Below are 24,760 nucleotides of genomic sequence, written 5' to 3' on the forward strand. Positions count from 1 at the left end.
CATTAAAATTGTAATCCAGCCTCACGAGCAGCTTCAGCTAGAGCTTTAACACGGCCATGGTATAAGTAACCACCGCGATCAAATACTACTTCTTTAACGCCTTTCTCTACAGCACGCTTAGCAACTGATTCTCCAACTTTCGTAGCAGCTTCAGTATTGCTAGTACCGTTAAGAGCAAGGTCTTTATCAAGAGTAGATGCACTTACTAATGTTACACCATTTACATCATCAATAACTTGAGCGTAAATATGTTGGTTAGAACGGTACACGTTTAAACGTGGACGTTCTGCAGTACCAGTAAGTTTAGCACGTACACGTGCATGTCTTTTCTTACGAGTCGCATTTTTAGCAGCTTTAGTGATCATTCTTGTCACTCCTTTCTTTCACCTAACGGGTTTACTTAGCAGTTTTACCTTCTTTACGACGAACAACTTCGCCTTCGTAACGAATACCTTTACCTTTATATGGCTCAGGAGCACGTACAGCACGGATGTTAGCAGCAAATTCGCCAACACGTTGCTTGTCGATACCTTTAATTACGATTTTAGTTGGTACAGGTACTTCAACTTCAAGTCCTGCTTCTGGAGTCATTTCTACTGGATGAGAATAACCTACGCTTAAAACAAGTTTATCACCTTGTTTTTGAGCACGGTAACCAACACCGACTAATTCAAGTCCGCGTGCAAAACCTGTAGTAACACCTTCAACCATGTTTCCGATTAAAGCACGAGTTGTACCGTGTAATGCACGGTGTTCCTTCTGTTCAGATGGACGCTCAACTGTTAGTGTATTTTCTTCAATTTTGATAGACATATCAGTTTTGAAAGTACGAGTTAATTCACCTTTAGGGCCTTTTACTGTTACAGTATTGTCTTCTGCAACTGTAATAGTAACACCTGCAGGGATTTCAAGAATCTTTTTACCAATACGAGACATGTGGTCACACCTCCGTTCGTTTTAAATATATATTACCAAACGTATGCTACTACTTCTCCACCAGTTTGTAATTGACGAGCATCTTTGTCTGTCATTACTCCCTTAGATGTAGAAACAAGAGCGATACCTAATCCGTTAAGTACACGAGGTACTTCATCAGCTTTTGCGTAAACGCGTAAGCCAGGCTTACTGATACGCTTTAATCCAGTGATTACACGTTCATTGTTTGCACCATATTTCAGGAAAATACGAAGGATACCTTGTTTGTTATCCCCGATGTATTCTACATCACGAATGAAACCTTCACGTTTTAAAAGATCAGCGATCTCTTTTTTGATTTTAGAAGCAGGAACCTCTAATTTCTCATGACGTACCATATTCGCATTACGGATGCGAGTAAGCATGTCTGCAATTGGATCTGTCATCACCATGTGTTTTACCTCCTTCCCATTTGTGGGTTTTACCAACTAGCTTTTTTAACACCAGGAATTTGACCTTTATATGCAAGTTCACGGAAACAAATACGGCAAAGCTTAAATTTGCGGTATACAGAATGCGGACGACCGCAGCGTTCGCAACGTGTATACTCTTGTACTTTAAACTTAGGAGTACGCTTTTGTTTCGCGATCATAGATTTTTTAGCCACGTTTTCGCCTCCTCTACTTAGCGTTGGCTTCCATTATTTTTGGAATGGCATACCGAATTGTGTTAAAAGTTCACGAGCTTCTTCATCAGTTTTCGCTGTAGTAACGATTACGATGTCCATACCTCGGACTTTACTTACTTTATCATAATCAATCTCAGGGAAAATTAGTTGCTCTTTAACACCTAATGTGTAGTTCCCACGACCATCAAATGATTTCTTAGAAACACCACGGAAATCACGTACACGTGGTAAAGAAACTGATACTAATTTGTCGAAGAACTCATACATTTGCTGACCGCGTAAAGTTACTTTCGCACCGATTGGCATACCTTCACGAAGACGGAAACCAGCGATTGATTTTTTAGCGCGAGTTACAACAGGTTTTTGACCTGCGATTTGAGTTAATTCTTCTACTGCATTGTCTAAAGCTTTTGAGTTAGATACCGCGTCACCAACACCAGTGTTGATTACGATCTTTTCGATTTTCGGTACTTCCATCACAGATTTATAGTTAAACTTGCTCATTAGAGCAGGAGTAATTTCCTTTTGGAACTTCTCTTTAAGGCGATTCAATGAAGTGACCTCCTTTCTTAAGAAAATTATTTATCTAATAATTCACCAGATTTTTTTGCAATACGCACTTTTTTACCATCTTCTACTTTGAAGCCTACGCGAGTAGGTTCGCCTGTTTTCGGATCTAATACCATAACATTAGAAACGTGAATAGGTGCTTCTTTCGTAATAATTCCACCTTGTGGATTTAATTGAGATGGCTTAGAGTGTTTTTTAACGATGTTAACACCCTCAACGATAACACGGTTTTGCTTTGGGAAAGCCACAAGGATAACACCTTGTTTTCCTTTGTCTTTACCAGTGATTACCTGAACTTTATCACCTTTTTTTACATGCATCTTAATTCTGCACCTCCTTAGCAAGGCAATACCTTAAATTATAGAACTTCTGGAGCTAAAGAAACGATCTTCATGAAGTTGCTATCACGTAATTCACGAGCTACTGGTCCGAAGATACGAGTACCACGTGGGCTCTTATCGTCTTTGATGATAACCGCTGCGTTTTCATCAAATTTAATGTAAGAACCGTCCGGACGACGAGCTCCGCTCTTCGTACGTACCACTACTGCCTTAACAACGTCACCTTTTTTAACAACGCCACCTGGTGTTGCTTGTTTTACCGTAGCAACGATAATATCACCAATATAAGCATATTTACGACCAGAGCCGCCTAATACTTTAATTGTTAAAAGTTCGCGGGCACCAGAGTTGTCAGCAACTTTCAAACGAGATTCTTGTTGGATCATGTTATGAAACCTCCCTTCGGACTAAAAATTCCGATTCGTCTATTTAGATAACAACCGCTTCTTCAACGATTTCAACTAAACGGAAACGCTTAGTAGCAGAAAGCGGGCGAGTTTCCATGATTTTAACGATATCGCCAAGTTTCGCTTGGTTTTGCTCATCATGGGCTTTATACTTTTTAGAATACTTAACACGTTTTCCGTATAAGGAATGAGTTTTGTAAGTTTCAACTAAAACTGTAATCGTTTTGTCCATTTTGTCAGAAACAACACGACCAGTATAAACTTTGCGTTGGTTACGTTCGCTCACTATGCAAACCTCCCCTCAATTTATCGATTAATTCCGATCTCTCTTTCACAAACTACAGTTTTCATACGAGCAATCGCTTTACGTACTTCACGGATGCGAGTTGGGTTCTCTAATTGTCCTGTAGCAAGTTGGAAGCGAAGATTAAACAACTCTTCCTTTAAAGCTTTAACTTTTGTTTCGATTTCGGCAGTGGTTAATTCACGAATATCATTAGTTTTCATTAGATTCACCACCATTTTCTTCACGTTTTACGAATTTACATTTCACAGGTAACTTGTGAGCTGCAAGACGTAATGCTTCGCGTGCTACCTCTTCAGATACACCCGCAATTTCAAACATAATTTTCCCAGGTTTTACTACTGCTACCCAGCCTTCTGGTGCCCCTTTACCGGAACCCATACGTACTTCTAGAGGTTTTGCAGTGTAAGGTTTAGAAGGGAAAATTTTAATCCATACTTTACCGCCACGTTTCATGTGACGAGTCATTGCACGACGAGCAGCTTCGATTTGACGGTTTGTAATCCATGAAGCAGCTAGTGCTTGTAAACCAAATTCACCAAAAGCGATTTCAGTTCCACCTTTTGCACGACCACGCATTTTACCACGATGCTCTCTACGATATTTTACGCGTTTAGGCATTAACATATTATTTTCCTCCTTCCTCAGAAGCTTTCTTTTTTGTAGGAAGGACTTCTCCACGGTAGATCCATACTTTTACGCCTAATTTACCGTATGTTGTATCAGCTTCAACTGCTGCATAGTCAATATCAGCGCGAAGTGTATGAAGTGGAACAGTTCCTTCACTGTAAGATTCTGCACGAGCGATATCAGCTCCGCCAAGACGACCAGAAACCTGTGTTTTAATACCTTTTGCTCCTGCACGCATAGCACGTTGAATAACTTGCTTTTGTGCACGACGGAATGATACACGGTTTTCTAATTGACGAGCGATGTTTTCGCCTACTAATTTAGCGTTAAGATCAGCTCTCTTAACTTCTAAAATGTTAATGTGTACACGCTTGCCTGTTAATTGGTTAAGAGCTTTACGAAGTGCTTCAACTTCAGTACCACCTTTACCAATTACCATACCAGGTTTTGCAGTGTGAATTGTAACATTTACACGATTTGCTGCACGTTCGATTTCTACTTTAGCAACAGCAGAATCTTTTAAGCGTACAGTAATGTACTCACGGATTTTGATGTCTTCATGTAATAACGTAGCATAATCTTTCTCAGCGAACCAACGAGATTCCCAGTCGCGGATAATACCGACACGAAGACCAATTGGATTAACCTTCTGACCCATCGATTATCCCTCCTTCTTTTCTGATACCACAACTGTGATGTGGCTTGTGCGTTTGTTAATTTGGCTTGCACGACCCATTGCACGTGGACGGAAACGTTTCAACGTTGGACCTTCGTCAACGAAGACTTTTTCAACAACTAGGTTGTTAATATCCATCTCATAATTGTGCTCTGCATTTGCGATTGCAGATTTTAAAACTTTTTCTACAACTGGAGAAGCAGTTTTTGGTGTGTGGTTAAGGATAGCAATCGCTTCACCCACTTGCTTACCTCGGATTAAGTCTACTACTAAACGAACCTTACGAGGAGCAATACGAACTGTTCTCACTACTGCTTTAGCTTGCATTGAAGTGCCTCCTCTCATTATCTTCTAGTTTTCTTATCGTCAGCAAGGTGACCTTTATACGTACGAGTTGGTGCGAATTCACCTAACTTATGGCCAACCATATCCTCAGTGATGTACACAGGTACGTGTTTACGACCATCATATACAGCAATTGTATGTCCGATGAACTGAGGGAAGATTGTTGAACGGCGAGACCAAGTTTTAACAACTTGTTTTTGCTCAGATGCAACTAATTTTTCCATTTTGTTCATTAAGTGATCATCGACAAATGGTCCTTTTTTTAAGCTACGAGCCATTTTGGTGCCTCCCTTCGTGATTGGCGTACGGTTCTTGAAATGAACCGTACTACAATCCCATTATTTTTTACGACGACGAACGATAAATTTATCAGACGCTTTGTTTTTCTTACGAGTCTTGAATCCAAGAGTTGGTTTACCCCATGGAGACATTGGAGACTTACGTCCGATTGGAGAGCGTCCTTCACCACCACCGTGTGGGTGATCAACCGGGTTCATTACAGAACCACGAACTGTTGGGCGCTTACCTAACCAGCGAGAGCGACCTGCTTTACCGATTTTGATAAGTTCGTGTTGTTCGTTACCAACTTGACCGATTGAAGCGCGACAAGCAGATAATACTAAACGTACTTCACCAGAAGTTAAACGTACAAGTACGTATTTTCCTTCTTTACCAAGTACTTGAGCAGACGTACCAGCAGAACGGACTAATTGTCCTCCACGACCAGGCTTAAGCTCGATATTATGAACAACAGTACCTACTGGAATGTTGATTAATGGTAATGCGTTACCGATTTTAATGTCAGCTTCAGGGCCAGACATAACTTCCATACCTACTTCTAAAGTTTTAGGAGCAAGAATGTAACGTTTTTCACCGTCAACGTAGTTAATTAATGCGATATTCGCAGAGCGGTTTGGATCGTATTCGATCGTAGCAACGCGTCCTGGAATTCCATCTTTGTTACGCTTAAAGTCGATGATACGGTATTGACGCTTATGTCCGCCACCTTGATGACGTACAGTAATTTTACCTTGGTTATTACGACCAGCCTTTTTGCTTAAAGGAGCAAGTAAAGACTTTTCCGGTCTGTCAGTCGTGATTTCAGCGAAATCATTCGTAGTCATGTTACGACGACCGTTAGTAGTTGGATTATACTTTTTAATTCCCATCTCAATTTCCCTCCTTCTTTAGTAAGAATTAAACGCCTTGGAAGATTTCGATTTCTTTGCTGTCAGCAGTTAGCTTAACGATTGCTTTACGACGACGGCTAGTAAAACCAGCGTGACGACCAACACGTTTTGCTTTCGGCTTGTAGTTCATGATATTTACTTTGTCTACATTAACACCAAAGATCGCTTCTATAGCGTCTTTAACCTCTGTTTTATTAGATTTAACGTCCACGTCGAACGTGTATTTTTTTTCAGCCATCATTTCCATAGAACGTTCAGTGATAACTGGGCGCTTAATGATATCACGAGGATCTCTCATTATGCAAGCACCTCCTCTACTTTTTCCACTGCCGCTTTTGTCATGATTAGCTTATCATGATGAAGCACATCTAGCACGTTTACGCCATCAGCAGTGATTACTGTTACTCCAGGGATATTGCGAGCAGATAACTCTACAGATTCGTTTGCATCAGCAGTTACGATAAGAGCTTTCTTCTCAACAGTTAATCCTTTAAGTACTGCTACCATGTCTTTTGTTTTTGGTGCATTTAACACTAGGTCCTCAAGAACTACAATGTTGTTCTCAACTACTTTAGTAGCTAATGCAGATTTGATTGCTAAACGACGAACTTTCTTAGGAAGTTTGTACGCATAGCTTCTTGGTGTAGGTCCGAATACCGTACCACCACCACGCCATTGAGGAGAGCGGATAGAACCTTGACGAGCACGTCCAGTTCCTTTTTGACGCCATGGTTTACGACCACCACCGCGAACTTCAGAGCGAGTTTTTACTTTGTGTGTACCTTGACGTAAAGATGCACGTTGCATCATTACAGCTTCAAATAGTACAGCTTCATTTGGTTCGATACCGAAAATAGCTTCAGCTAATTCGATTTCACCAACCTGTGAACCAGTTTGGTTATATACAGTAACTTTTGGCATTGGAATTCCTCCTTCCTATTGTGAATTATTTGCTAACCTTCACAGCGCCTTGAACAACTACAAGAGATTTCTTAGCACCTGGAACGTTACCTTTTACTAGTAATAAGTTGCGCTCAGTGTCAACTTGAACGATTTCTAAGTTTTGGATAGTAACTTGGTCTCCACCCATACGTCCAGCAAGTTTTTTGCCTTTGAATACACGGTTCGGAGCAACTGGCCCCATTGAACCTGGACGACGGTGATAGCGAGAACCATGAGACATAGGTCCGCGAGATTGTCCGTGGCGTTTAATAACACCTTGGAAACCTTTACCTTTAGAAATTCCTGTTACGTCAACGATTTCACCTGCAGCGAAAACTTCAACTTTTACCTCTTGACCAACCTCTAATCCGTCCACGTCTGCATCGCGGATTTCGCGAATGAAGCGCTTAGGAGTTGTAGATGCTTTAGCAGTGTGGCCTTGTTCAGGTTTGTTAGTTAACTTTTCACGTTTATCTTCAAATCCTAACTGAATTGCGTTGTAGCCATCAGTTTCAGTTGTTTTCTTTTGAAGAACAACGTTTGGATTAGCAGCGATTACCGTTACTGGGATTAACTCACCGTTCTCAGCAAATACTTGAGTCATACCGATCTTTCTTCCTAAGATTCCTTTGGTCATGAGTTACACCTCCTACATTTTTAAGTTATATGAATTATAGTTTGATTTCGATATCTACACCAGATGGTAAATCTAAACGCATTAATGAATCTACTGTTTGCGGAGTAGGACTCACGATGTCGATTAGACGTTTGTGTGTGCGCATTTCGAATTGTTCACGAGAATCTTTGTACTTATGAACAGCACGAAGAATTGTGTAAATAGTCTTCTCAGTTGGTAATGGGATCGGACCAGAAACTGTTGCCCCAGAACGCTTAGCTGTTTCTACAATTTTCTCAGCTGATTGATCAAGAATACGGTGATCATAAGCTTTTAAACGGATACGAATTTTTTCTTTTGCCATTATTTTCCCTCCTTCGTTCGCCTATTTCTAAAATAGACCTTCTCCATGGAAATTTCCCCACACCATGCCATGGCAAAGCGGCCGGGTGTGTCAGCAACCTTCCACTTCATCGCAGTCAAAGACCAACATTGTCTATTATACAATGTTATTCGTCTAGATGCAAGCATCTTTTTGTTCGCATCTGCTTTTCTCTACTTTTGCTATTATACATGGCACTTTAAAGAATATCAAGTTTTCATCTACTCTTATTCACCTTACAGTTTTTGGGTGTTGTTTTCGTTTTATATACTATAGAAGAAACTCATCCAAAAATAGAAGATACATCTCTTTCTTCTATAGTAATAAGCAATAAAAAAACTCAAGGGAGAATCCCTTGAGTTTTTAATAATCTAATTAAAGACTACTCAGCAACGATTGTAGCAACTACACCGTAACCTACTGTACGTCCACCTTCACGAATAGAGAATTTAGTTCCCTCTTCGATAGCGATTGGAGCGATAAGTTCGATAGTCATTTCGATGTTGTCACCAGGCATTACCATTTCAGTACCTTCTGGTAATTGGATGATACCAGTTACGTCAGTTGTACGGAAGTAGAACTGTGGACGGTAGTTAGCGAAGAATGGAGTATGACGTCCACCTTCTTCTTTAGATAATACGAAAACCTCAGCTTTGAATTTAGCGTGTGCTTTTACAGAGCCAGTTTTAGCAAGAACTTGTCCACGTTGGATGTCTTCACGAGCAACCCCACGAAGTAGAGCACCGATGTTGTCTCCAGCTTGAGCTTGGTCAAGAAGCTTACGGAACATTTCTACACCAGTTACAGTTGTAGTAGCATTCTCTTCAGCAAGACCGATGATTTCTACTACGTCACCAACTTTAACGATTCCACGCTCAACACGACCAGTTGCAACTGTACCACGACCTGTGATAGAGAATACATCCTCGATAGGCATTAAGAATGGTTTGTCAGTTTCACGTTCTGGAGTTGGGATGTAAGCATCAACTTCAGTCATTAATTCGATGATTTTTTCTTCCCACTCAGCTTCTCCTTGAAGAGCTTTAAGAGCAGAACCTTTAATTACAGGAATATCGTCGCCTGGGAATCCGTATTCAGATAATAGGTCGCGAACTTCCATTTCTACTAATTCTAATAATTCTTCGTCATCTACCATGTCGCATTTGTTTAAGAATACAACGATGTAAGGAACACCTACTTGACGAGAAAGAAGGATGTGCTCACGTGTTTGAGGCATTGGACCATCAGCAGCAGATACTACTAAGATACCGCCGTCCATTTGAGCAGCACCAGTGATCATGTTTTTAACATAGTCAGCATGACCTGGGCAGTCAACGTGTGCATAGTGACGAGTTTCAGTTTCGTACTCAACGTGTGCAGTTGAGATTGTGATTCCGCGCTCTCTTTCTTCTGGAGCAGCGTCGATTTGATCGTATCCGCGTGCTTCAGCACCACCAGCTTTTGCAAGAACTGTAGTGATCGCAGCAGTTAATGTAGTTTTACCATGGTCAACGTGGCCGATTGTACCGATGTTAACATGGGGTTTAGAACGTTCGAATTTAGCTTTAGCCATTCTAAATTCCTCCTTAGTTTATATGGGTTATTTTATATTTAGACTAGAAAGTGAAACTTGCGTCTCACTTTCTAAGCTTACATAAGTAGTTATACTTGAACAATCGATAAAAATCAATTATTCACCTTTATTTTTTTTAATAATTTCTTCAGAAACAGACTTCGGTACTTCTTCATAATGATCAAATGTCATTGAGAATGTTCCGCGTCCTTGAGTGTTAGAACGTAATGCCGTTGCATAACCGAACATTTCAGAAAGTGGAACCATAGCGCGAACAACTTGAGCGTTACCGCGAGCTTCCATACCTTCTACACGTCCACGACGAGATGTTACGTCGCCCATAATGTCACCCATGTACTCTTCAGGAATTACAACTTCAACTTTCATCATTGGCTCAAGAATTACTGGGCTACATTTAGAAACCGCAGCTTTAAGCGCCATAGATGCAGCGATTTTGAACGCCATCTCAGATGAATCGACATCATGGTAAGATCCGTCAACTAACGCAGCTTTAATATCAACTAGTGGATAACCAGCTAGTACACCATTTTTAAGTGCGTCTTCAAGACCCGCTCCAACAGCTGGGATGTATTCACGTGGAACTACACCACCGACTACCTTGTTTTGGAATTCGAATCCTTTACCTTCTTCATTAGGTTCAAACTCAATCCAAACGTGACCGAATTGTCCACGACCACCAGATTGACGAGCGAACTTACCTTCAACTTTCGCAGCAGCGCGGAAAGTCTCACGGTATGCTACCTGAGGAGCACCAACGTTTGCTTCCACTTTGAATTCACGGCGCATACGGTCAACAATGATATCAAGGTGAAGTTCACCCATACCAGCGATGATTGTTTGGCCAGTTTCTTGGTCAGTGTGAGCACGGAATGTTGGATCTTCTTCAGAAAGCTTAGATAATGCTGTACCCATTTTATCTTGGTCAGCTTTAGATTTTGGTTCGATAGCTACAGAGATAACTGGCTCTGGGAATTCCATAGACTCAAGGATAACAAGGCTCTTCTCGTCACAAAGAGTATCACCAGTAGTAGTATCTTTTAAACCTACAGCAGCAGCGATATCACCAGCGTAAACTGTTGAAATCTCTTCACGGCTGTTAGCGTGCATTTGTAGGATACGACCTACACGCTCACGCTTACCTTTAGTTGAGTTTTTCACGTATGATCCAGAGTTTAACACACCAGAATATACACGGAAGAACGTTAACTTACCAACATAAGGGTCAGTCATGATTTTGAATGCTAAAGCTGCGAATGGTTCTTCATCGCTAGACTTACGCTCGATAGCTTCCTCCGTATCCGGAAGAGTACCTTTAATAGCAGGTACATCTAATGGAGATGGTAGGTAGTCGATAACTGCGTCTAACAGAATTTGAACACCTTTATTTTTGAATGCAGAACCACAGATTACTGGGAAGAATTCAACAGAAGTTGTAGCCTTACGGATACCAGCTTTAAGCTCTTCTACAGTGATTTCTTCACCTTCTAGGTACTTCATCATCATTTCTTCATCAAGCTCAGCTACCGCTTCAATAAGTTTTCCACGGTATTCTTCAGCTAATTCTTTGTGCTCTTCAGGAATTTCAACACGCTCGATGTCTGTTCCTAAATCGTTACTGTACATGTAAGCACACTCTTCAACAAGGTCAATAATACCATTGAACTCGTCTTCAGCACCGATTGGTAACTGAATTGGATGTGCGTTTGCTTGTAAACGATCGTGGATTGTTCCTACAGAGTATAAGAAATCTGCACCAATCTTATCCATTTTGTTAACGAATACGATACGAGGTACACCATAAGTAGTAGCCTGACGCCAAACAGTTTCTGTTTGTGGTTCTACACCAGATTGTGCATCAAGTACTGCTACTGCGCCATCAAGTACGCGTAAAGAACGTTCTACTTCTACTGTGAAATCTACGTGTCCTGGAGTGTCAATGATATTTACACGGTGACCTTTCCATTGTGCTGTAGTTGCAGCAGAAGTAATTGTGATACCACGTTCTTGCTCTTGCTCCATCCAGTCCATCTGAGATGCACCTTCATGAGTTTCACCGATTTTATGAATACGTCCTGTGTAATACAGAATACGCTCAGTTGCTGTTGTTTTACCAGCATCGATGTGAGCCATGATACCAATATTACGAGTGTTTTCTAAAGAGAACTCTCTAGTCATTTGGTGTCTTGCTCCTTCCATATATGGATTGGATTATTTTATTTTAAGTAGCAAAAAAGCCACTTTATATTGTTACATATGCCAGTGTCCAGTACCCTCATTATGTAAAACGAGCGCCCAACGAAAGGGAGAGGCATTCTCCCTCTCCACACTTCCATAAGCGACAAATAAAGCGGTTTATGCTTACATTTATTTTACGTTGAATCCTACCAACGGTAATGAGCAAATGCTTTGTTAGCTTCTGCCATTTTATGAGTATCTTCACGTTTCTTAACAGCTGCACCAGCGTTGTTAGATGCATCTAAGATTTCGTAAGCTAGACGCTCTTCCATAGTTTTTTCACCACGAAGACGAGCATAGTTTACTAACCAGCGAAGACCTAAAGTTGTACGGCGTTCTGGACGAACCTCAACTGGAACTTGGTAGTTAGCACCACCAACACGACGAGCGCGTACTTCAAGAACAGGCATGATGTTCTTAAGAGCTTGCTCGAATACTTCCATTGGTTCTTTATCTGAACGTTCACGAACGATTTCGAAAGCGTTATAAAGAATTGTTTGAGATTTACCTTTTTTACCGTCAACCATCATTTTGTTGATTAGGCGTGTTACAAGCTTAGAATTGTACATTGGATCTGGTAACACGTCACGTTTCGCAACAGGTCCTTTACGAGGCATATTGAGTTCCTCCTTTCATTATAAATTTATTATTTTTTAGCAGGTTTTGGTCGCTTAGTACCATATTTAGAACGTCCTTGCATACGTTTGTCAACACCAGCTGTATCAAGCGCACCACGAACGATGTGGTAACGTACCCCTGGTAAATCCTTTACTCGACCACCGCGAATTAATACTACGCTATGCTCTTGTAGGTTATGACCGATACCTGGGATGTAAGCTGTAACTTCAATACCATTTGTTAAACGTACACGAGCGTATTTACGTAACGCTGAGTTAGGTTTCTTCGGAGTCATTGTACCAACACGAGTACACACACCACGTTTTTGAGGTGCAGAGATATCAGTTGATTTTTTCTTTAAAGAATTAAAACCTTTGTTTAACGCAGGTGATTTAGACTTCCATACTTTATCAGTACGACCATTTCTCACTAATTGGTTAATAGTAGGCATTTGATTATCCTCCCTTCGCATGTTTGTATGACCACATATCCAGGTGGTTCATTATTAGTTGAAAACAAAGTTTTTGCAAGGAAGAGCAAATGCTCTCTCCTCACAAAAACAGTTTTAACTTATTATTCCTATTGCTGAAGCTCCCACTTGAATCCCCGAAACTTTTCCAAGCTTACGAACTGATTCAACTTTGGTTATGGGTATGTTATGTTGCAAGGCAGTACGAATGATAACATGGGTTAACCGCACATCAGCATCTTCTGCAATAACAACTTCTTTAACTATACCATTTTTGATTGCTTCCAATGTTCGTTTATGACCAACGACTACATTTTCAGCATTTGACACTTTTTGATAAGACATTTAAATATCCTCCAAAGCATCGTTCAGGAGCAACCTTGATTATAGTAACATTTTGTCTCATACAATGTCAACTAGGATCAGCTGTTTTTATACAAAATTTACGACGGAAAATTTTACTGTTCCACATAAACTTCATCGTTTTCTACATTCATGTTATCTTGTGTTGTTTTTACAAGATCCACTTTGCGATAACGATTCATACCTGTTCCAGCAGGAACAAGCTTACCTATAATAACATTCTCTTTCAATCCTAGAAGCTCATCGCGTTTACCCTTAATTGCTGCATCTGTTAGAACACGAGTTGTTTCTTGGAATGACGCCGCAGATAAGAACGAATCTGTCTCAAGTGAAGCTTTTGTAATACCAAGTAGAACCGGTCTAGCCGTTGCTGGTTGTTTACCTTTCAGTAACACCTTCGCATTCGCATCAGTAAACTGATGGATATCTAGTAATGTTCCTGGTAATACATCTGTTTCACCCGCATCACTTACACGAACTTTACGTAGCATTTGGCGTACCATTACTTCTACGTGTTTGTCACCAATTTCTACCCCTTGCATACGGTATACTTTTTGAACTTCACGTAATAAGTACTCTTGAACTGCTGTAATGTCCGTTACTTTTAGTAATTCCTTCGGATCAATAGAACCTTCTGTTAACTCTTTACCGTGGCTAATTGGCTGTCCTAGAGTTACTTTCAGACGAGCACCGTAAGGAATAGCATACGTACGAGCTTCAACTTCACCCTGTACAACTACTTCTTGGCGATCTTTAACATCGTTGATCGCTGCGATAACACCGTCAATTTCACTGATAACTGCCTGACCCTTCGGATTACGAGCTTCGAAGATCTCTTGGATACGAGGTAAACCTTGTGTGATATCATCCCCGGCAACCCCACCTGTATGGAACGTACGCATCGTTAACTGTGTACCTGGCTCACCGATAGATTGAGCTGCGATAATACCTACCGCTTCTCCTACTTCTACGTCTGTACCAGTTGCTAAGTTACGACCGTAACACTTCTTACATACACCATGGCGAGTATTACACGTAAACGCTGAACGAATGTTTACAGTTTCAACACCCGACTTTTCAACGATATGAGCAATATCTTCAGTAATTAATTGATTTTCAACAACTAATACTTCACCTGTTTCAGGATGTTTTACAGTTTTTCTTGCAAAACGTCCAACAAGACGATCATATAGTGACTCAATAACTTCATTACCCTCTTTAATCGCACCAATTAGTAAACCGCGATCTGTTCCACAATCATCTTGACGAACAATTACATCTTGTGCAACGTCTACAAGACGACGTGTTAAGTAACCAGAATCGGCAGTTTTAAGTGCTGTATCGGCAAGACCTTTACGCGCACCATGCGTAGAGATGAAGTACTCAAGTACTGTTAAACCTTCACGGAAACTCGATTTGATCGGAAGCTCAATGATACGACCAGATGGATTGGCCATCAGACCACGCATACCAGCAAGCTGAGTAAAGTTCGATGCGTTACCACGGGCACCGGAATCACTCATCATGAAGATTGGGTTGCGTTTATTCAAGGATTTCATCAGCTTTCCTTGGATAACATCTTTTGCATTACTCCAAATAGAGATAACGCGATCGTAACGTTCTTCTTCCGTGATTAAACCGCGACGGAATTGTTTAATTACATTATCTACTTTTGCTTGTGCTTCATGGAGAATTTCATCTTTTTCACCTAATACAAGAATATCTGATACCCCAACTGTAATACCAGCTTTTGTAGAGTATTTAAATCCTAAGTTTTTCATACGGTCAAGCATGCGAGACGTTTCTGTAATTTGGAAACGTTTGAATACTTCCGCAATAATGTTACCAAGGATTTTCTTGCTAAATGGTGCCACTTCTTCGCGACTAGCAATAATTTCTTTAATGTTCGCACCTTTTTCAACGAAATATTCCGCTGGTGTTTCTTTTTCAAGGTTTGAGTTTGTTGGTTCATTAATATAAGGGAACGACTCTGGTAAGATTTCGTTAAATATTAATTTACCAACTGTTGTTAATAGAAGCTTACTCTTTTGCTCTTCAGTAAACGTTACATTATTTACCGAACTCGCAGCAACTGCAACACGTGTGTGCAGATGTACATATCCATTTTGGTATGCAAGTATTGCTTCGTTTGCATCTTTGAAGACCATACCTTCACCGATTGCACCCTCGCGCTCAAGTGTTAAGTAATAGTTACCTAATACCATATCCTGAGATGGAGTAACAACTGGTTTTCCGTCTTTTGGATTCAAGATGTTTTGTGCCGCTAACATAAGGATACGAGCTTCTGCTTGTGCCTCTGATGATAACGGAACGTGAACCGCCATTTGGTCACCGTCAAAGTCCGCGTTGTATGCAGTACATACAAGTGGGTGAAGACGGATTGCACGACCTTCTACTAGTGTAGGTTCAAACGCCTGGATACCAAGACGGTGAAGTGTTGGTGCGCGGTTTAGAAGTACTGGATGCTCTTTGATCACAGATTCTAAAACGTCCCAAACTTCAGGGTGTACACGCTCGATTTTACGTTTAGCACTCTTAATGTTGTGTGCTAATCCTTTTCCAACTAACTCTTTCATAACGAAAGGTTTAAACAATTCAAGTGCCATTTCTTTCGGCAATCCACATTGGTACATCTTTAAGTTCGGTCCTACAACGATTACAGAACGGCCAGAGTAGTCAACACGTTTACCTAATAAGTTTTGACGGAAACGTCCTTGTTTACCTTTAAGCATGTGAGATAGTGATTTTAATGGACGGTTACCTGGTCCAGTAACTGGACGGCCACGGCGACCATTATCGATTAATGCATCTACAGCTTCTTGTAACATACGTTTTTCGTTTTGAACGATAATGCTTGGTGCACCTAAGTCCAATAGACGTTTTAAACGGTTGTTACGGTTAATTACACGACGATATAAGTCGTTTAAGTCAGAAGTAGCAAAACGTCCACCATCTAACTGTACCATTGGGCGTAGTTCTGGTGGGATAACTGGAAGAACCTCTAAGATCATCCAAGATGGGTGATTTCCAGAGTTACGGAATGCTTCTAATACTTCTAGACGTTTAATAGCACGAGTACGGCGTTGTCCTTGTGCTGTTTTTAATTCTTCTTTTAAGAAGTCTACTTCTTTATCTAAATCGATGTCTTGCAGTAATTTTTTAATCGCTTCTGCACCCATAGCAGCATGGAATGTACTACCATATCGATCACGATATGCACGGTATTCTTTTTCAGAAAGTAATTGCTTCTTATCAAGTGGTGTATCTCCACTTTCTGTTACAACATAAGAAGCGAAATAAATTACTTCTTCAAGCGCGCGAGGGGACATGTCTAAGACAAGTCCCATGCGGCTCGGGATACCTTTGAAATACCAAATATGAGATACAGGAGCAGCTAATTCGATATGACCCATACGTTCACGACGAACTTTTGCACGCGTTACTTCAACGCCACATCGATCACAAACTACACCTTTATAACGTACACGTTTATATTTTCCGCAATGACATTCCCAGTCCTTTTGTGGTCCGAAAATACGCTCACAGAACAAGCCATCTTTTTCAGGCTTTAACGTACGATAGTTAATTGTTTCTGGTTTCTTAACTTCACCGTATGACCAAGAACGAATCTTGTCAGGTGAAGCAAGTCCAATCTTCATATATTCAAAGTTATTTACATCTATCAAGGGGCCTACCTCCCTTTTAGTCTACAGGTTATCCCAATTATTCCTTAGTTGTCTCAACTTCAACATTCAATTTATCTGCTGATTGATGATCATCGTCATCTTCCGTATCACGCATTTCAATTTCTGTATCGTTGATAGACATCATTTTAACGTCCATACCTAAACTTTGCAGTTCTTTAATCAATACTTTGAATGATTCAGGAACACCTGGTTCTGGAACATTTTCACCTTTAACAATTGCTTCATACGTCTTAACACGCCCAATAACATCATCAGACTTCACTGTTAAGATTTCTTGAAGAGTATAAGCAGCACCATAAGCTTCAAGTGCCCAAACCTCCATCTCACCGAAACGCTGTCCACCGAACTGAGCTTTACCTCCAAGAGGTTGCTGCGTTACAAGTGAGTATGGTCCAGTAGAACGAGCATGAAGTTTATCGTCAACCATGTGCGCAAGTTTGATCATATACATGACACCAACAGATACACGGTTATCGAATGGCTCACCAGTACGTCCGTCATACAGGATTGTTTTCGCGTCATTTGCCATACCAGCTTCTTCAATTGTGCCCCATACATCTTCCTCACGAGCACCATCGAATACCGGTGTTGCAATGTGAATACCAAGGTATCTTGCTGCCATACCAAGATGAAGCTCTAATACCTGACCGATATTCATACGAGATGGTACCCCTAATGGGTTTAACATGATATCGATTGGCGTACCATCTGGTAAGTAAGGCATATCTTCTTCCGGTAAAATACGGGAAATAACACCTTTGTTACCATGACGACCGGCCATTTTGTCACCTTCAGAAATTTTACGCTTTTGAACGATATATGCACGTACAAGTTGATTCACGCCTGGTGGCAATTCATCGCCATCTTCACGGTTAAACACTTTTACGTCTAATATAATACCGCCACCACCGTGTGGTACACGTAGTGATGTATCACGTACTTCACGTGCTTTTTCACCGAAGATTGCATGTAATAGACGTTCTTCTGCCGTTAATTCTGTTACACCTTTTGGCGTTACTTTACCAACAAGTAGATCTCCATCTTTTACTTCAGCACCGACGCGAATAATACCGCGCTCGTCAAGATTACGAAGTGCATCTTCTCCAACATTCGGGATATCACGTGTAATTTCTTCTGGTCCAAGCTTCGTATCACGAGCTTCTGATTCATATTCTTCAATATGGATAGAAGTGTACACATCATCTTTTACAAGGCGCTCACTCATGATGATCGCATCCTCATAGTTATAACCGTCCCATGTCATAAAGCCAACAAGCACGTTACGTCCAAGCGCCAGTTCACCTAGTTCCATAGAAGGACCATCCGCAAGGATTTCACCTTTTACAACTTGGTCTCCAACACTTACGATTGGACGTTGGTTGTAGCAAGTTCCTTGGTTAGAACGAATGAATTTTTGCATTTTGTAGCGATCTAAGTCGCCTTTTACTGTTTGACCGTCAACGTCTACATAGCGACGTACCCAAACTTCACGTGCTTCTACGCGCTCAACAACACCAGGCTGTTTACAGATTACTGCAGCACCTGAGTCTTTTGCTGATACGTACTCCATACCTGTACCTACAATCGGAGATTCCGGATTTATTAACGGAACCGCCTGACGTTGCATGTTCGCTCCCATAAGTGCGCGGTTAGAGTCATCGTTTTCTAAGAACGGAATACAAGCTGTCGCTGCCGACACTACTTGTTTTGGAGATACATCCATGTAGTCGATGCGTTCTTTATTTGTGACAATGTTTTCACCACGGAAACGAGCTACGATATCTTCATCAAGGAATTCCCCTACTTCAGATAATTTCATATTCGCTTGGGCTACAACATAGTTATCTTCTTCATCTGCTGTTAAATAATCAACCTGCCCTGTTACAAGACCAGTTTCTGGGTCAACACGACGGTATGGCGTTTCAATAAAACCAAACTCATTTACTTTCGCAAACGAAGATAATGAGTTAATCAAACCGATGTTTGGTCCCTCTGGCGTTTCAATTGGACACATACGACCATAGTGAGAGTAGTGAACGTCACGTACTTCAAAGCCTGCGCGCTCACGCGTTAAACCACCGGGTCCTAATGCAGATAGTCTTCGTTTGTGAGTTAACTCTGCTAATGGGTTTGTTTGATCCATGAACTGAGATAACTGAGAACTTCCGAAGAACTCTTTAATAGATGCAATAACCGGGCGAATGTTAATTAACGCTTGTGGTGTAATTGCATTTGTATCTTGAATCGACATTCTCTCACGAACAACACGTTCCATACGAGAAAGACCGATACGGAATTGGTTTTGTAGTAACTCTCCTACAGAACGCAGACGACGATTTCCTAAGTGGTCAATATCATCTGTATCCCCTACTTTATATAGCAAGTTAAAGAAGTAGCTAATAGAAGCAAGAATATCACCTGGTGTGATGTGTTTTATATCACGAGTAATATTTGCATTCCCAATTACGTTTATAGATCGTTCGCCTTCTGATTCTGGAGCATAAATCTTAATAGATTGCAGCTCAACATCGCCTGCTACCACTCCACCCATTGGTTTCGCTGTTTTGAATCCAATGTTTTTCTCTAAGTAAGGTAGAATGCGATCCAGTGTACGACGATCTAAGACTGTTCCTTCTGCCGCTAAAATTTCACCAGTTTCTGGATCCACCAGTGTTTCAGCTAAACGTTGGTTAAACAATCTGTTTTTAATGTGTAGCTTTTTGTTGATCTTATAGCGACCTACATTTGCTAAATCGTAGCGCTTCGGATCAAAGAAACGAGACACAAGTAAGCTCTTTGCATTTTCTACTGTTGGTGGTTCACCAGGGCGTAGACGCTCATAAATTTCAAGCAATGCTTTCTCTGTGCTATCTGTGTTGTCTTTTTCTAACGTATTGCTTAAGTATTCGTTATCACCTAAAAGCTCGGTGATTTCTTGATCAGAGCCAAACCCTAATGCGCGTAACAAAACAGTTACAGGAAGTTTACGCGTACGGTCAATACGCACATATACAACATCCTTAGCATCTGTTTCATACTCTAACCAAGCTCCGCGGTTTGGAATTACAGTAGCAGTAAAACCACGTTTTCCGTTTTTATCCACTTTGCCACTATAGTATACGCTTGGAGAGCGAACTAACTGGGAAACGATAACACGTTCTGCACCGTTAATTACGAATGTTCCAGTCTCTGTCATGAGTGGGAAATCTCCCATGAACACATCTTGTTCTTTTACTTCACCAGTTTCCTTGTTGATTAGACGCACTTTTACACGAAGTGGTGCTGCATACGTCACATCACGCTCTTTGCATTCTTCTACAGAGTATTTAGGTTCACCCAAGCTGTAGTCGATAAATTCAAGCGATAGATTTCCCGTAAAGTCTTCGATCGGAGAAATGTCTTGGAACATTTCTCGCAAACCCTCATCAAGAAACCACTGATAAGAAGAGGTTTGAATTTCGATAAGATTTGGTAACTCTAATACTTCACTAATACGGGCATAACTTCTTCGTTGGCGGTGGCGTCCGTATTGAACTAGTTGACCTGTCAACTGCTTCACCCCTCAAATCATGAGTATTATAAATGCACAAAAAAATTTGTGCAAAATCACAAATAAATACAACTACTGCTATTAGCGTAGTTTTTTTCTCTTAAAGATAGATACGTTGAGTCTTTCTACCTGCTCAAAAAAGAAAAATGGCTTCTATAAGAAAACCATCATTCTGTTTCATAATCTGCTGATTTTACTATCTTTTCCAAGAGAAGCAAAAATATACATCTTTCTCAACGCAGAAAATCATATATTGGCATTGTATAATGTTAACATAGCCAAAAATAACCGTCAACGCTTTTTTGATTTTATGATATAATATCCTTTTTTCTTTTCTACAACTTCAACTTCAGAAAATACTTCTTCTAGTTTTTTCATCGCAGATGGCGCACCTTGTTTCTTTTGAATAACAATCCACAATTCTCCACCTGAAACTAAATACTCCACAGCCTTTTCTAAAATCTCATGCACGATATCTTTACCAGCACGAATTGGAGGATTAGATAGAATAACAGCATACTTGCCATCAACGTTTTCATAGACACTACTTTGCAAAATACGTATATTTTCAATTCTGTTATTAGCGGCATTTTCTTTTGCAAGTCCCAAGGCCCTTTCATTCACATCCACCATGTGAATTTCACGATTTTGAAACTCTTTCGCTAACGACAAACCGATTGGACCGTATCCACATCCTACGTCTAACACATTACCTTTAACATCCGGCATTTGAAACGCTTCAATTAAAAGACGAGAACCAAAGTCCACTTCGTTTTTCGAGAACACCCCATGGTCAGATAAAAAAGTAAATCGAGATTCACGAAGTGTAACTTCCCATCGTTTACGATCACTTTTACTAGAAGGGTCGTTAGAAAAATAATGGTCTGCCATATGGCCACCTCTTTTCTTTACAGTTAAAAAAAAAGCTCGCATGAGAGCGAGCTTTTTTTAAAGCACCAAAAGTTAATTACTTAACTTCTACAGCAGCGCCAACTTCTTCAAGTTTAGCTTTCATTTCTTCAGCTTCCTCTTTAGTAACGCCTTCTTTGATTGCTTTTGGAGTGTTGTCAACTAATTCTTTAGCTTCTTTTAAGCCAAGACCAGTGATTTCACGTACAGCTTTGATAACTTTGATTTTTTGAGCGCCAGCACTTGCAAGTACTACGTCAAATTCAGTTTGCTCAGCAGCAGCTTCACCAGCGCCACCAGCTACAGCTACAGGAGCAGCAGCAGTTACGCCGAATTCTTCCTCGATAGCTTTTACTAAGTCGTTAAGTTCTAATACAGTCATAGATTTAACTGCTTCAATGATTTGTTCTTTAGTCATTGTAAATATCCTCCCTTAAATAGGTTTGTATTGTTTTATAGATAACAAGTAATTATCTTTTAAAAAATTAAGCGCCTTGCTCTTCCTTTTGATCTGCAACTGCTTTAGTAGCAAGTGCAAGGTTACGGATTGGAGCTTGAAGAACGCTAAGAAGCATAGAAAGTAAGCCTTCACGTGATGGAAGAGTAGCGATAGCTTTAACCTCATCAAGTGTTACAAGTTTACCTTCGATTACGCCCGCTTTAATTTCTAAAGCTTCATGATTTTTAGCGAAGTCGTTTAATACTTTCGCAGGAGCAACTACATCCTCGTTACTGAACGCGATTGCGTTTGGTCCTGTTAAGAATTCGTTTAACTCAGCCATTTCAGCAGACTCTGCAGCACGACGAGTTAAAGAGTTTTTGTAAACTTTGAACTCAACGCCAGCTTCACGTAAGTTTTTACGTAATTCTGTTGCTTCAGAAACTGTTAAACCACGGTAGTCAACAACAATTGTAGATTTACTCGCGCGAAGTTTTTCAGCGATTTCAGTTACAACTTGTTGTTTAGTTTCGATTACTTTGCTCATGTTATTACACCTCCTGTAGATTATATAGAAGATGTACCGAAAGTGCACTAAAAACCTCCATGCCCAACTTGTAGACATGGAGGCATATAGTCACAGAAAAAAGATTCCGCTTCGTATATTAACACCTAGGTAGGAAATTAAGTCGAATCGACTCCTACTGTCTACGGTACACTATTAAAATTCACAACATAAATGATTATATTAAAACTTCTTTATGAAGTCAACTTCCAATTTTTACGCAAGTGTAGAAACGTCTACGCGTACGCCAGGTCCCATTGTAGAAGCAACAGTTGCGTTCTTCATGTAAGTACCTTTTGCAGCAGCTGGCTTAGCTTTTTGTAGCGTGTCAGCAATTGTTTTGAAGTTTTCTACTAATTTAGCATCTTCGAAAGATACTTTACCGATTGGAACGTGGATGTTACCAGCTTTATCAACGCGGTATTCAACTTTACCAGCTTTGATTTCGTTAACAGCTTTAGTTACATCGAAAGTAACTGTTCCAGTTTTAGGGTTTGGCATTAAACCTTTAGGTCCTAATACACGACCAAGTTTACCAACTTCACCCATCATGTCAGGAGTTGCTACTACTACATCGAAATCGAACCAACCTTTTTGGATTTTACCGATGTAATCAGCATCGCCTACGAATTCAGCGCCAGCAGCTTCAGCTTCTTTTGCTTTTTCGCCTTTAGCGAATACTAATACACGTTGTACTTTACCAGTACCGTGTGGAAGAACAACTGCACCACGAATTTGTTGGTCAGCTTTCTTAGGGTCAACACCTAAACGGAATGCAGCTTCTACAGTTGCATCAAATTTAGCTGTGTTTGTTTTCTTTACTAATTCTACTGCTTCTGTTGCAGAGTAAGCAGATGCACGATCAACAAGCTTCGCAGCTTCAACGTACTTTTTACCTCTTTTAGCCATGTTTGTTTCCTCCTTGAATGTGGTTTTAGCGGAATAACCTCCCACGTTTACGCCTTCATTCCGGGAACCCCCGAGGATGTGCGCCCATCCATTTATTTAAAAATGATGATCATTTACGATAATAAAGGTTGCGAATTGGAATTCCAGACCCGCAACCTTTTTTACAAAAAACAAATCGAATTAGTCTTCGATAACGATGCCCATACTGCGCGCAGTACCTTCAACCATACGCATTGCAGCTTCTACACTAGCAGCGTTTAGGTCAGGCATTTTAGTTTCAGCGATTTCGCGTACTTTATCACGCTTAACAGTTGCCACTTTATTACGGTTTGGTTCACCAGAACCAGACTCAATACCAGCTACTTTCTTAAGAAGAACAGCAGCAGGAGGAGTTTTAGTAATGAAAGTGAATGAACGGTCCTCAAATACCGTAATTTCAACAGGGATGATAAGACCAGCTTGATCAGCTGTACGAGCGTTAAACTCTTTACAGAAGCCCATGATGTTAACACCTGCTTGTCCTAATGCTGGACCAACCGGCGGAGCTGGATTAGCTTTACCTGCAGGAATCTGAAGTTTTACCATTTTAATTACCTTTTTAGCCACGAGACACACCTCCTTAAGTCCGTGATGTGGTCAATTGGGCAGTGATTTGCCCTCCCACTTCATATTTTATCATAATGATAAAATCTTTTTCAAAAAACGTCTCCGTTACCGAAGACGTACTGACTTAAAAGATATTATCACTTTTTACAATTCATTTCAAGTTTCATTTTATAATTTTTCGATTTGATGGAAATCAAGTTCAACCGGAGTCTCGCGACCGAACATGTCTACAAGCACGCTAACTTTTTTCTTTTCCACATCAATTTCTTCAATCGCACCTGTATAATCCGCGAATGGTCCCTCATTTACACGCACTGTTTCATGAAGTTCAAATTCGAAATCAACCACTTCATTGTCCATTCCCATATGCTTCATGATGGTAACAACTTCCTCTTCTAATAGAGGCGATGGTTTAGATCCTGAACCAGAAGAACCGACAAAACCTGTTACACCTGGCGTGTTACGAACAACATACCAAGAATCGTCAGTCATGATTAGTTCTACTAATACGTAACCTGGGAACACTTTTCTTTTCGTTATTTTTTCTTTACCATTTTTCATTTCTACTTCTACTTCTTCCGGGACAACAACACGGAAAATTTTATCTTGCATACCCATTGATTCTACACGTTTCTCTAGGTTTGCTTTTACTTTATTTTCATATCCAGAATAAGTATGGACAACATACCAACTTTTTTCCATTCATTTAGGACGAGCGTCCTTCCCTCCCTGACGTACATTTTTTTGCGCAAATGAAAAAACCCGTTCA

The 24,760-nt window shown here is 40.5% G+C and carries 31 protein-coding genes and 1 other annotated feature; all 31 genes read right to left on the reverse strand.

The genetic code is table 11. From position 1 onward, the window contains the following. Nucleotides 1-2 precede the first annotated feature (2 nt). Nucleotides 3-365, reverse strand: coding sequence for a 50S ribosomal protein L18 (rplR, locus tag ABH955_RS27230; RefSeq protein ID WP_002009761.1), 363 nt, complete (start codon nt 363-365; stop codon nt 3-5). Nucleotides 366-396: 31 nt separating this feature from the next. Further along, nucleotides 397-936 carry a 50S ribosomal protein L6 gene (gene rplF, locus ABH955_RS27235; protein WP_002063425.1) on the reverse strand — a complete coding sequence of 180 codons (540 nt, stop codon included), beginning with the start codon at nt 934-936 and terminating at the stop codon, nt 397-399. Between the two features lie 32 nt (nt 937-968). Next, nucleotides 969-1,367, reverse strand: a complete 399-nt coding sequence (rpsH, locus tag ABH955_RS27240) for a 30S ribosomal protein S8 (protein ID WP_002091529.1) — start codon at nt 1,365-1,367, stop codon at nt 969-971. Nucleotides 1,368-1,396: 29 nt separating this feature from the next. After that, on the reverse strand, nt 1,397-1,582 hold the full coding sequence (rpsN, locus tag ABH955_RS27245) for a 30S ribosomal protein S14 (protein WP_001085700.1): 186 nt from the start codon (nt 1,580-1,582) through the stop codon (nt 1,397-1,399). Nucleotides 1,583-1,615: 33 nt separating this feature from the next. Next, nucleotides 1,616-2,155 (reverse strand): 50S ribosomal protein L5, encoded by a 540-nt coding sequence (rplE, locus tag ABH955_RS27250; protein ID WP_002091528.1) that lies wholly within the window; start codon nt 2,153-2,155, stop codon nt 1,616-1,618. A gap of 26 nt (nt 2,156-2,181) precedes the next feature. After that, nucleotides 2,182-2,493 carry a 50S ribosomal protein L24 gene (gene rplX / locus ABH955_RS27255; protein ID WP_000558201.1) on the reverse strand — a complete coding sequence of 104 codons (312 nt, stop codon included), beginning with the start codon at nt 2,491-2,493 and terminating at the stop codon, nt 2,182-2,184. A 38-nt stretch (nt 2,494-2,531) separates the two neighbouring features. Further along, nucleotides 2,532-2,900 (reverse strand): 50S ribosomal protein L14, encoded by a 369-nt coding sequence (gene rplN, locus ABH955_RS27260; protein WP_002063420.1) that lies wholly within the window; start codon nt 2,898-2,900, stop codon nt 2,532-2,534. Nucleotides 2,901-2,943: 43 nt separating this feature from the next. Then, nucleotides 2,944-3,207, reverse strand: a complete 264-nt coding sequence (rpsQ, locus tag ABH955_RS27265; RefSeq protein WP_002091526.1) for a 30S ribosomal protein S17 — start codon at nt 3,205-3,207, stop codon at nt 2,944-2,946. Between the two features lie 20 nt (nt 3,208-3,227). After that, a complete protein-coding gene (gene rpmC / locus ABH955_RS27270; protein ID WP_002091523.1) occupies nt 3,228-3,428 on the reverse strand; it encodes a 50S ribosomal protein L29 in 201 nt (66 codons plus the stop codon). Beyond that, nucleotides 3,418-3,852 (reverse strand): 50S ribosomal protein L16, encoded by a 435-nt coding sequence (rplP, locus tag ABH955_RS27275; protein WP_002063419.1) that lies wholly within the window; start codon nt 3,850-3,852, stop codon nt 3,418-3,420. The genes rpmC and rplP overlap by 11 nt, the downstream gene beginning before the upstream one ends. Before the next feature lies 1 nt (nt 3,853). Continuing rightward, nucleotides 3,854-4,513: a 30S ribosomal protein S3 gene (gene rpsC, locus ABH955_RS27280; protein WP_002009771.1), complete on the reverse strand. Its 660-nt coding sequence runs from the start codon at nt 4,511-4,513 to the stop codon at nt 3,854-3,856. 3 nt (nt 4,514-4,516) lie between these two features. Continuing rightward, the gene (gene rplV / locus ABH955_RS27285; protein WP_002009773.1) at nt 4,517-4,858 is read right to left on the reverse strand and encodes a 50S ribosomal protein L22; all 342 of its coding nucleotides are present in this window, start codon (nt 4,856-4,858) and stop codon (nt 4,517-4,519) included. A 17-nt stretch (nt 4,859-4,875) separates the two neighbouring features. Beyond that, entirely contained in the window at nt 4,876-5,154 is a 279-nt protein-coding gene (gene rpsS, locus ABH955_RS27290; protein WP_000124452.1) for a 30S ribosomal protein S19, read from the reverse strand. A gap of 60 nt (nt 5,155-5,214) precedes the next feature. After that, the gene (rplB, locus tag ABH955_RS27295) at nt 5,215-6,045 is read right to left on the reverse strand and encodes a 50S ribosomal protein L2 (protein ID WP_000511584.1); all 831 of its coding nucleotides are present in this window, start codon (nt 6,043-6,045) and stop codon (nt 5,215-5,217) included. Between the two features lie 28 nt (nt 6,046-6,073). Then, nucleotides 6,074-6,364 (reverse strand): 50S ribosomal protein L23, encoded by a 291-nt coding sequence (gene rplW, locus ABH955_RS27300; protein ID WP_001205557.1) that lies wholly within the window; start codon nt 6,362-6,364, stop codon nt 6,074-6,076. Further along, entirely contained in the window at nt 6,364-6,987 is a 624-nt protein-coding gene (gene rplD / locus ABH955_RS27305; RefSeq protein ID WP_001127261.1) for a 50S ribosomal protein L4, read from the reverse strand. The genes rplW and rplD overlap by 1 nt, the downstream gene beginning before the upstream one ends. 25 nt (nt 6,988-7,012) lie before the next feature. Continuing rightward, nucleotides 7,013-7,645, reverse strand: a complete 633-nt coding sequence (gene rplC / locus ABH955_RS27310) for a 50S ribosomal protein L3 (protein WP_000160209.1) — start codon at nt 7,643-7,645, stop codon at nt 7,013-7,015. A 34-nt stretch (nt 7,646-7,679) separates the two neighbouring features. Continuing rightward, nucleotides 7,680-7,988, reverse strand: a complete 309-nt coding sequence (gene rpsJ / locus ABH955_RS27315; RefSeq protein ID WP_001040595.1) for a 30S ribosomal protein S10 — start codon at nt 7,986-7,988, stop codon at nt 7,680-7,682. A gap of 400 nt (nt 7,989-8,388) precedes the next feature. Further along, nucleotides 8,389-9,579, reverse strand: a complete 1,191-nt coding sequence (gene tuf / locus ABH955_RS27320; protein ID WP_002009778.1) for an elongation factor Tu — start codon at nt 9,577-9,579, stop codon at nt 8,389-8,391. A gap of 117 nt (nt 9,580-9,696) precedes the next feature. Beyond that, nucleotides 9,697-11,775: an elongation factor G gene (gene fusA / locus ABH955_RS27325; protein ID WP_002139943.1), complete on the reverse strand. Its 2,079-nt coding sequence runs from the start codon at nt 11,773-11,775 to the stop codon at nt 9,697-9,699. Nucleotides 11,776-11,981: 206 nt separating this feature from the next. Beyond that, complete coding sequence (gene rpsG / locus ABH955_RS27330) at nt 11,982-12,452, reverse strand: 30S ribosomal protein S7 (protein WP_002063416.1); 471 nt, start codon at nt 12,450-12,452, stop codon at nt 11,982-11,984. Between the two features lie 29 nt (nt 12,453-12,481). Further along, nucleotides 12,482-12,904, reverse strand: coding sequence for a 30S ribosomal protein S12 (gene rpsL / locus ABH955_RS27335; protein ID WP_001142341.1), 423 nt, complete (start codon nt 12,902-12,904; stop codon nt 12,482-12,484). Nucleotides 12,905-13,018: 114 nt separating this feature from the next. Next, on the reverse strand, nt 13,019-13,267 hold the full coding sequence (locus ABH955_RS27340; protein WP_000121833.1) for a 50S ribosomal protein L7ae-like protein: 249 nt from the start codon (nt 13,265-13,267) through the stop codon (nt 13,019-13,021). Between the two features lie 113 nt (nt 13,268-13,380). After that, complete coding sequence (gene rpoC, locus ABH955_RS27345) at nt 13,381-16,992, reverse strand: DNA-directed RNA polymerase subunit beta' (RefSeq protein ID WP_002009783.1); 3,612 nt, start codon at nt 16,990-16,992, stop codon at nt 13,381-13,383. 37 nt (nt 16,993-17,029) lie between these two features. Further along, the gene (rpoB, locus tag ABH955_RS27350; protein ID WP_002113316.1) at nt 17,030-20,563 is read right to left on the reverse strand and encodes a DNA-directed RNA polymerase subunit beta; all 3,534 of its coding nucleotides are present in this window, start codon (nt 20,561-20,563) and stop codon (nt 17,030-17,032) included. 291 nt (nt 20,564-20,854) lie between these two features. Further along, entirely contained in the window at nt 20,855-21,454 is a 600-nt protein-coding gene (locus ABH955_RS27355; RefSeq protein ID WP_002124684.1) for a class I SAM-dependent methyltransferase, read from the reverse strand. Between the two features lie 76 nt (nt 21,455-21,530). Then, complete coding sequence (rplL, locus tag ABH955_RS27360; protein WP_002009788.1) at nt 21,531-21,890, reverse strand: 50S ribosomal protein L7/L12; 360 nt, start codon at nt 21,888-21,890, stop codon at nt 21,531-21,533. Nucleotides 21,891-21,957: 67 nt separating this feature from the next. Further along, nucleotides 21,958-22,458: a 50S ribosomal protein L10 gene (gene rplJ, locus ABH955_RS27365; protein ID WP_002009790.1), complete on the reverse strand. Its 501-nt coding sequence runs from the start codon at nt 22,456-22,458 to the stop codon at nt 21,958-21,960. A 39-nt stretch (nt 22,459-22,497) separates the two neighbouring features. After that, nucleotides 22,498-22,643: a sequence feature (ribosomal protein L10 leader region), on the reverse strand. Between the two features lie 49 nt (nt 22,644-22,692). Further along, the gene (rplA, locus tag ABH955_RS27370) at nt 22,693-23,385 is read right to left on the reverse strand and encodes a 50S ribosomal protein L1 (RefSeq protein ID WP_002009792.1); all 693 of its coding nucleotides are present in this window, start codon (nt 23,383-23,385) and stop codon (nt 22,693-22,695) included. 180 nt (nt 23,386-23,565) lie between these two features. Next, entirely contained in the window at nt 23,566-23,991 is a 426-nt protein-coding gene (gene rplK / locus ABH955_RS27375; protein ID WP_001085872.1) for a 50S ribosomal protein L11, read from the reverse strand. A 168-nt stretch (nt 23,992-24,159) separates the two neighbouring features. After that, nucleotides 24,160-24,693, reverse strand: a complete 534-nt coding sequence (gene nusG, locus ABH955_RS27380; protein WP_002009795.1) for a transcription termination/antitermination protein NusG — start codon at nt 24,691-24,693, stop codon at nt 24,160-24,162. Nucleotides 24,694-24,760 lie beyond the last annotated feature (67 nt).

This window comes from Bacillus sp. RC240 (assembly GCF_044907945.1).
Classification (GTDB): domain Bacteria; phylum Bacillota; class Bacilli; order Bacillales; family Bacillaceae_G; genus Bacillus_A; species Bacillus_A mycoides.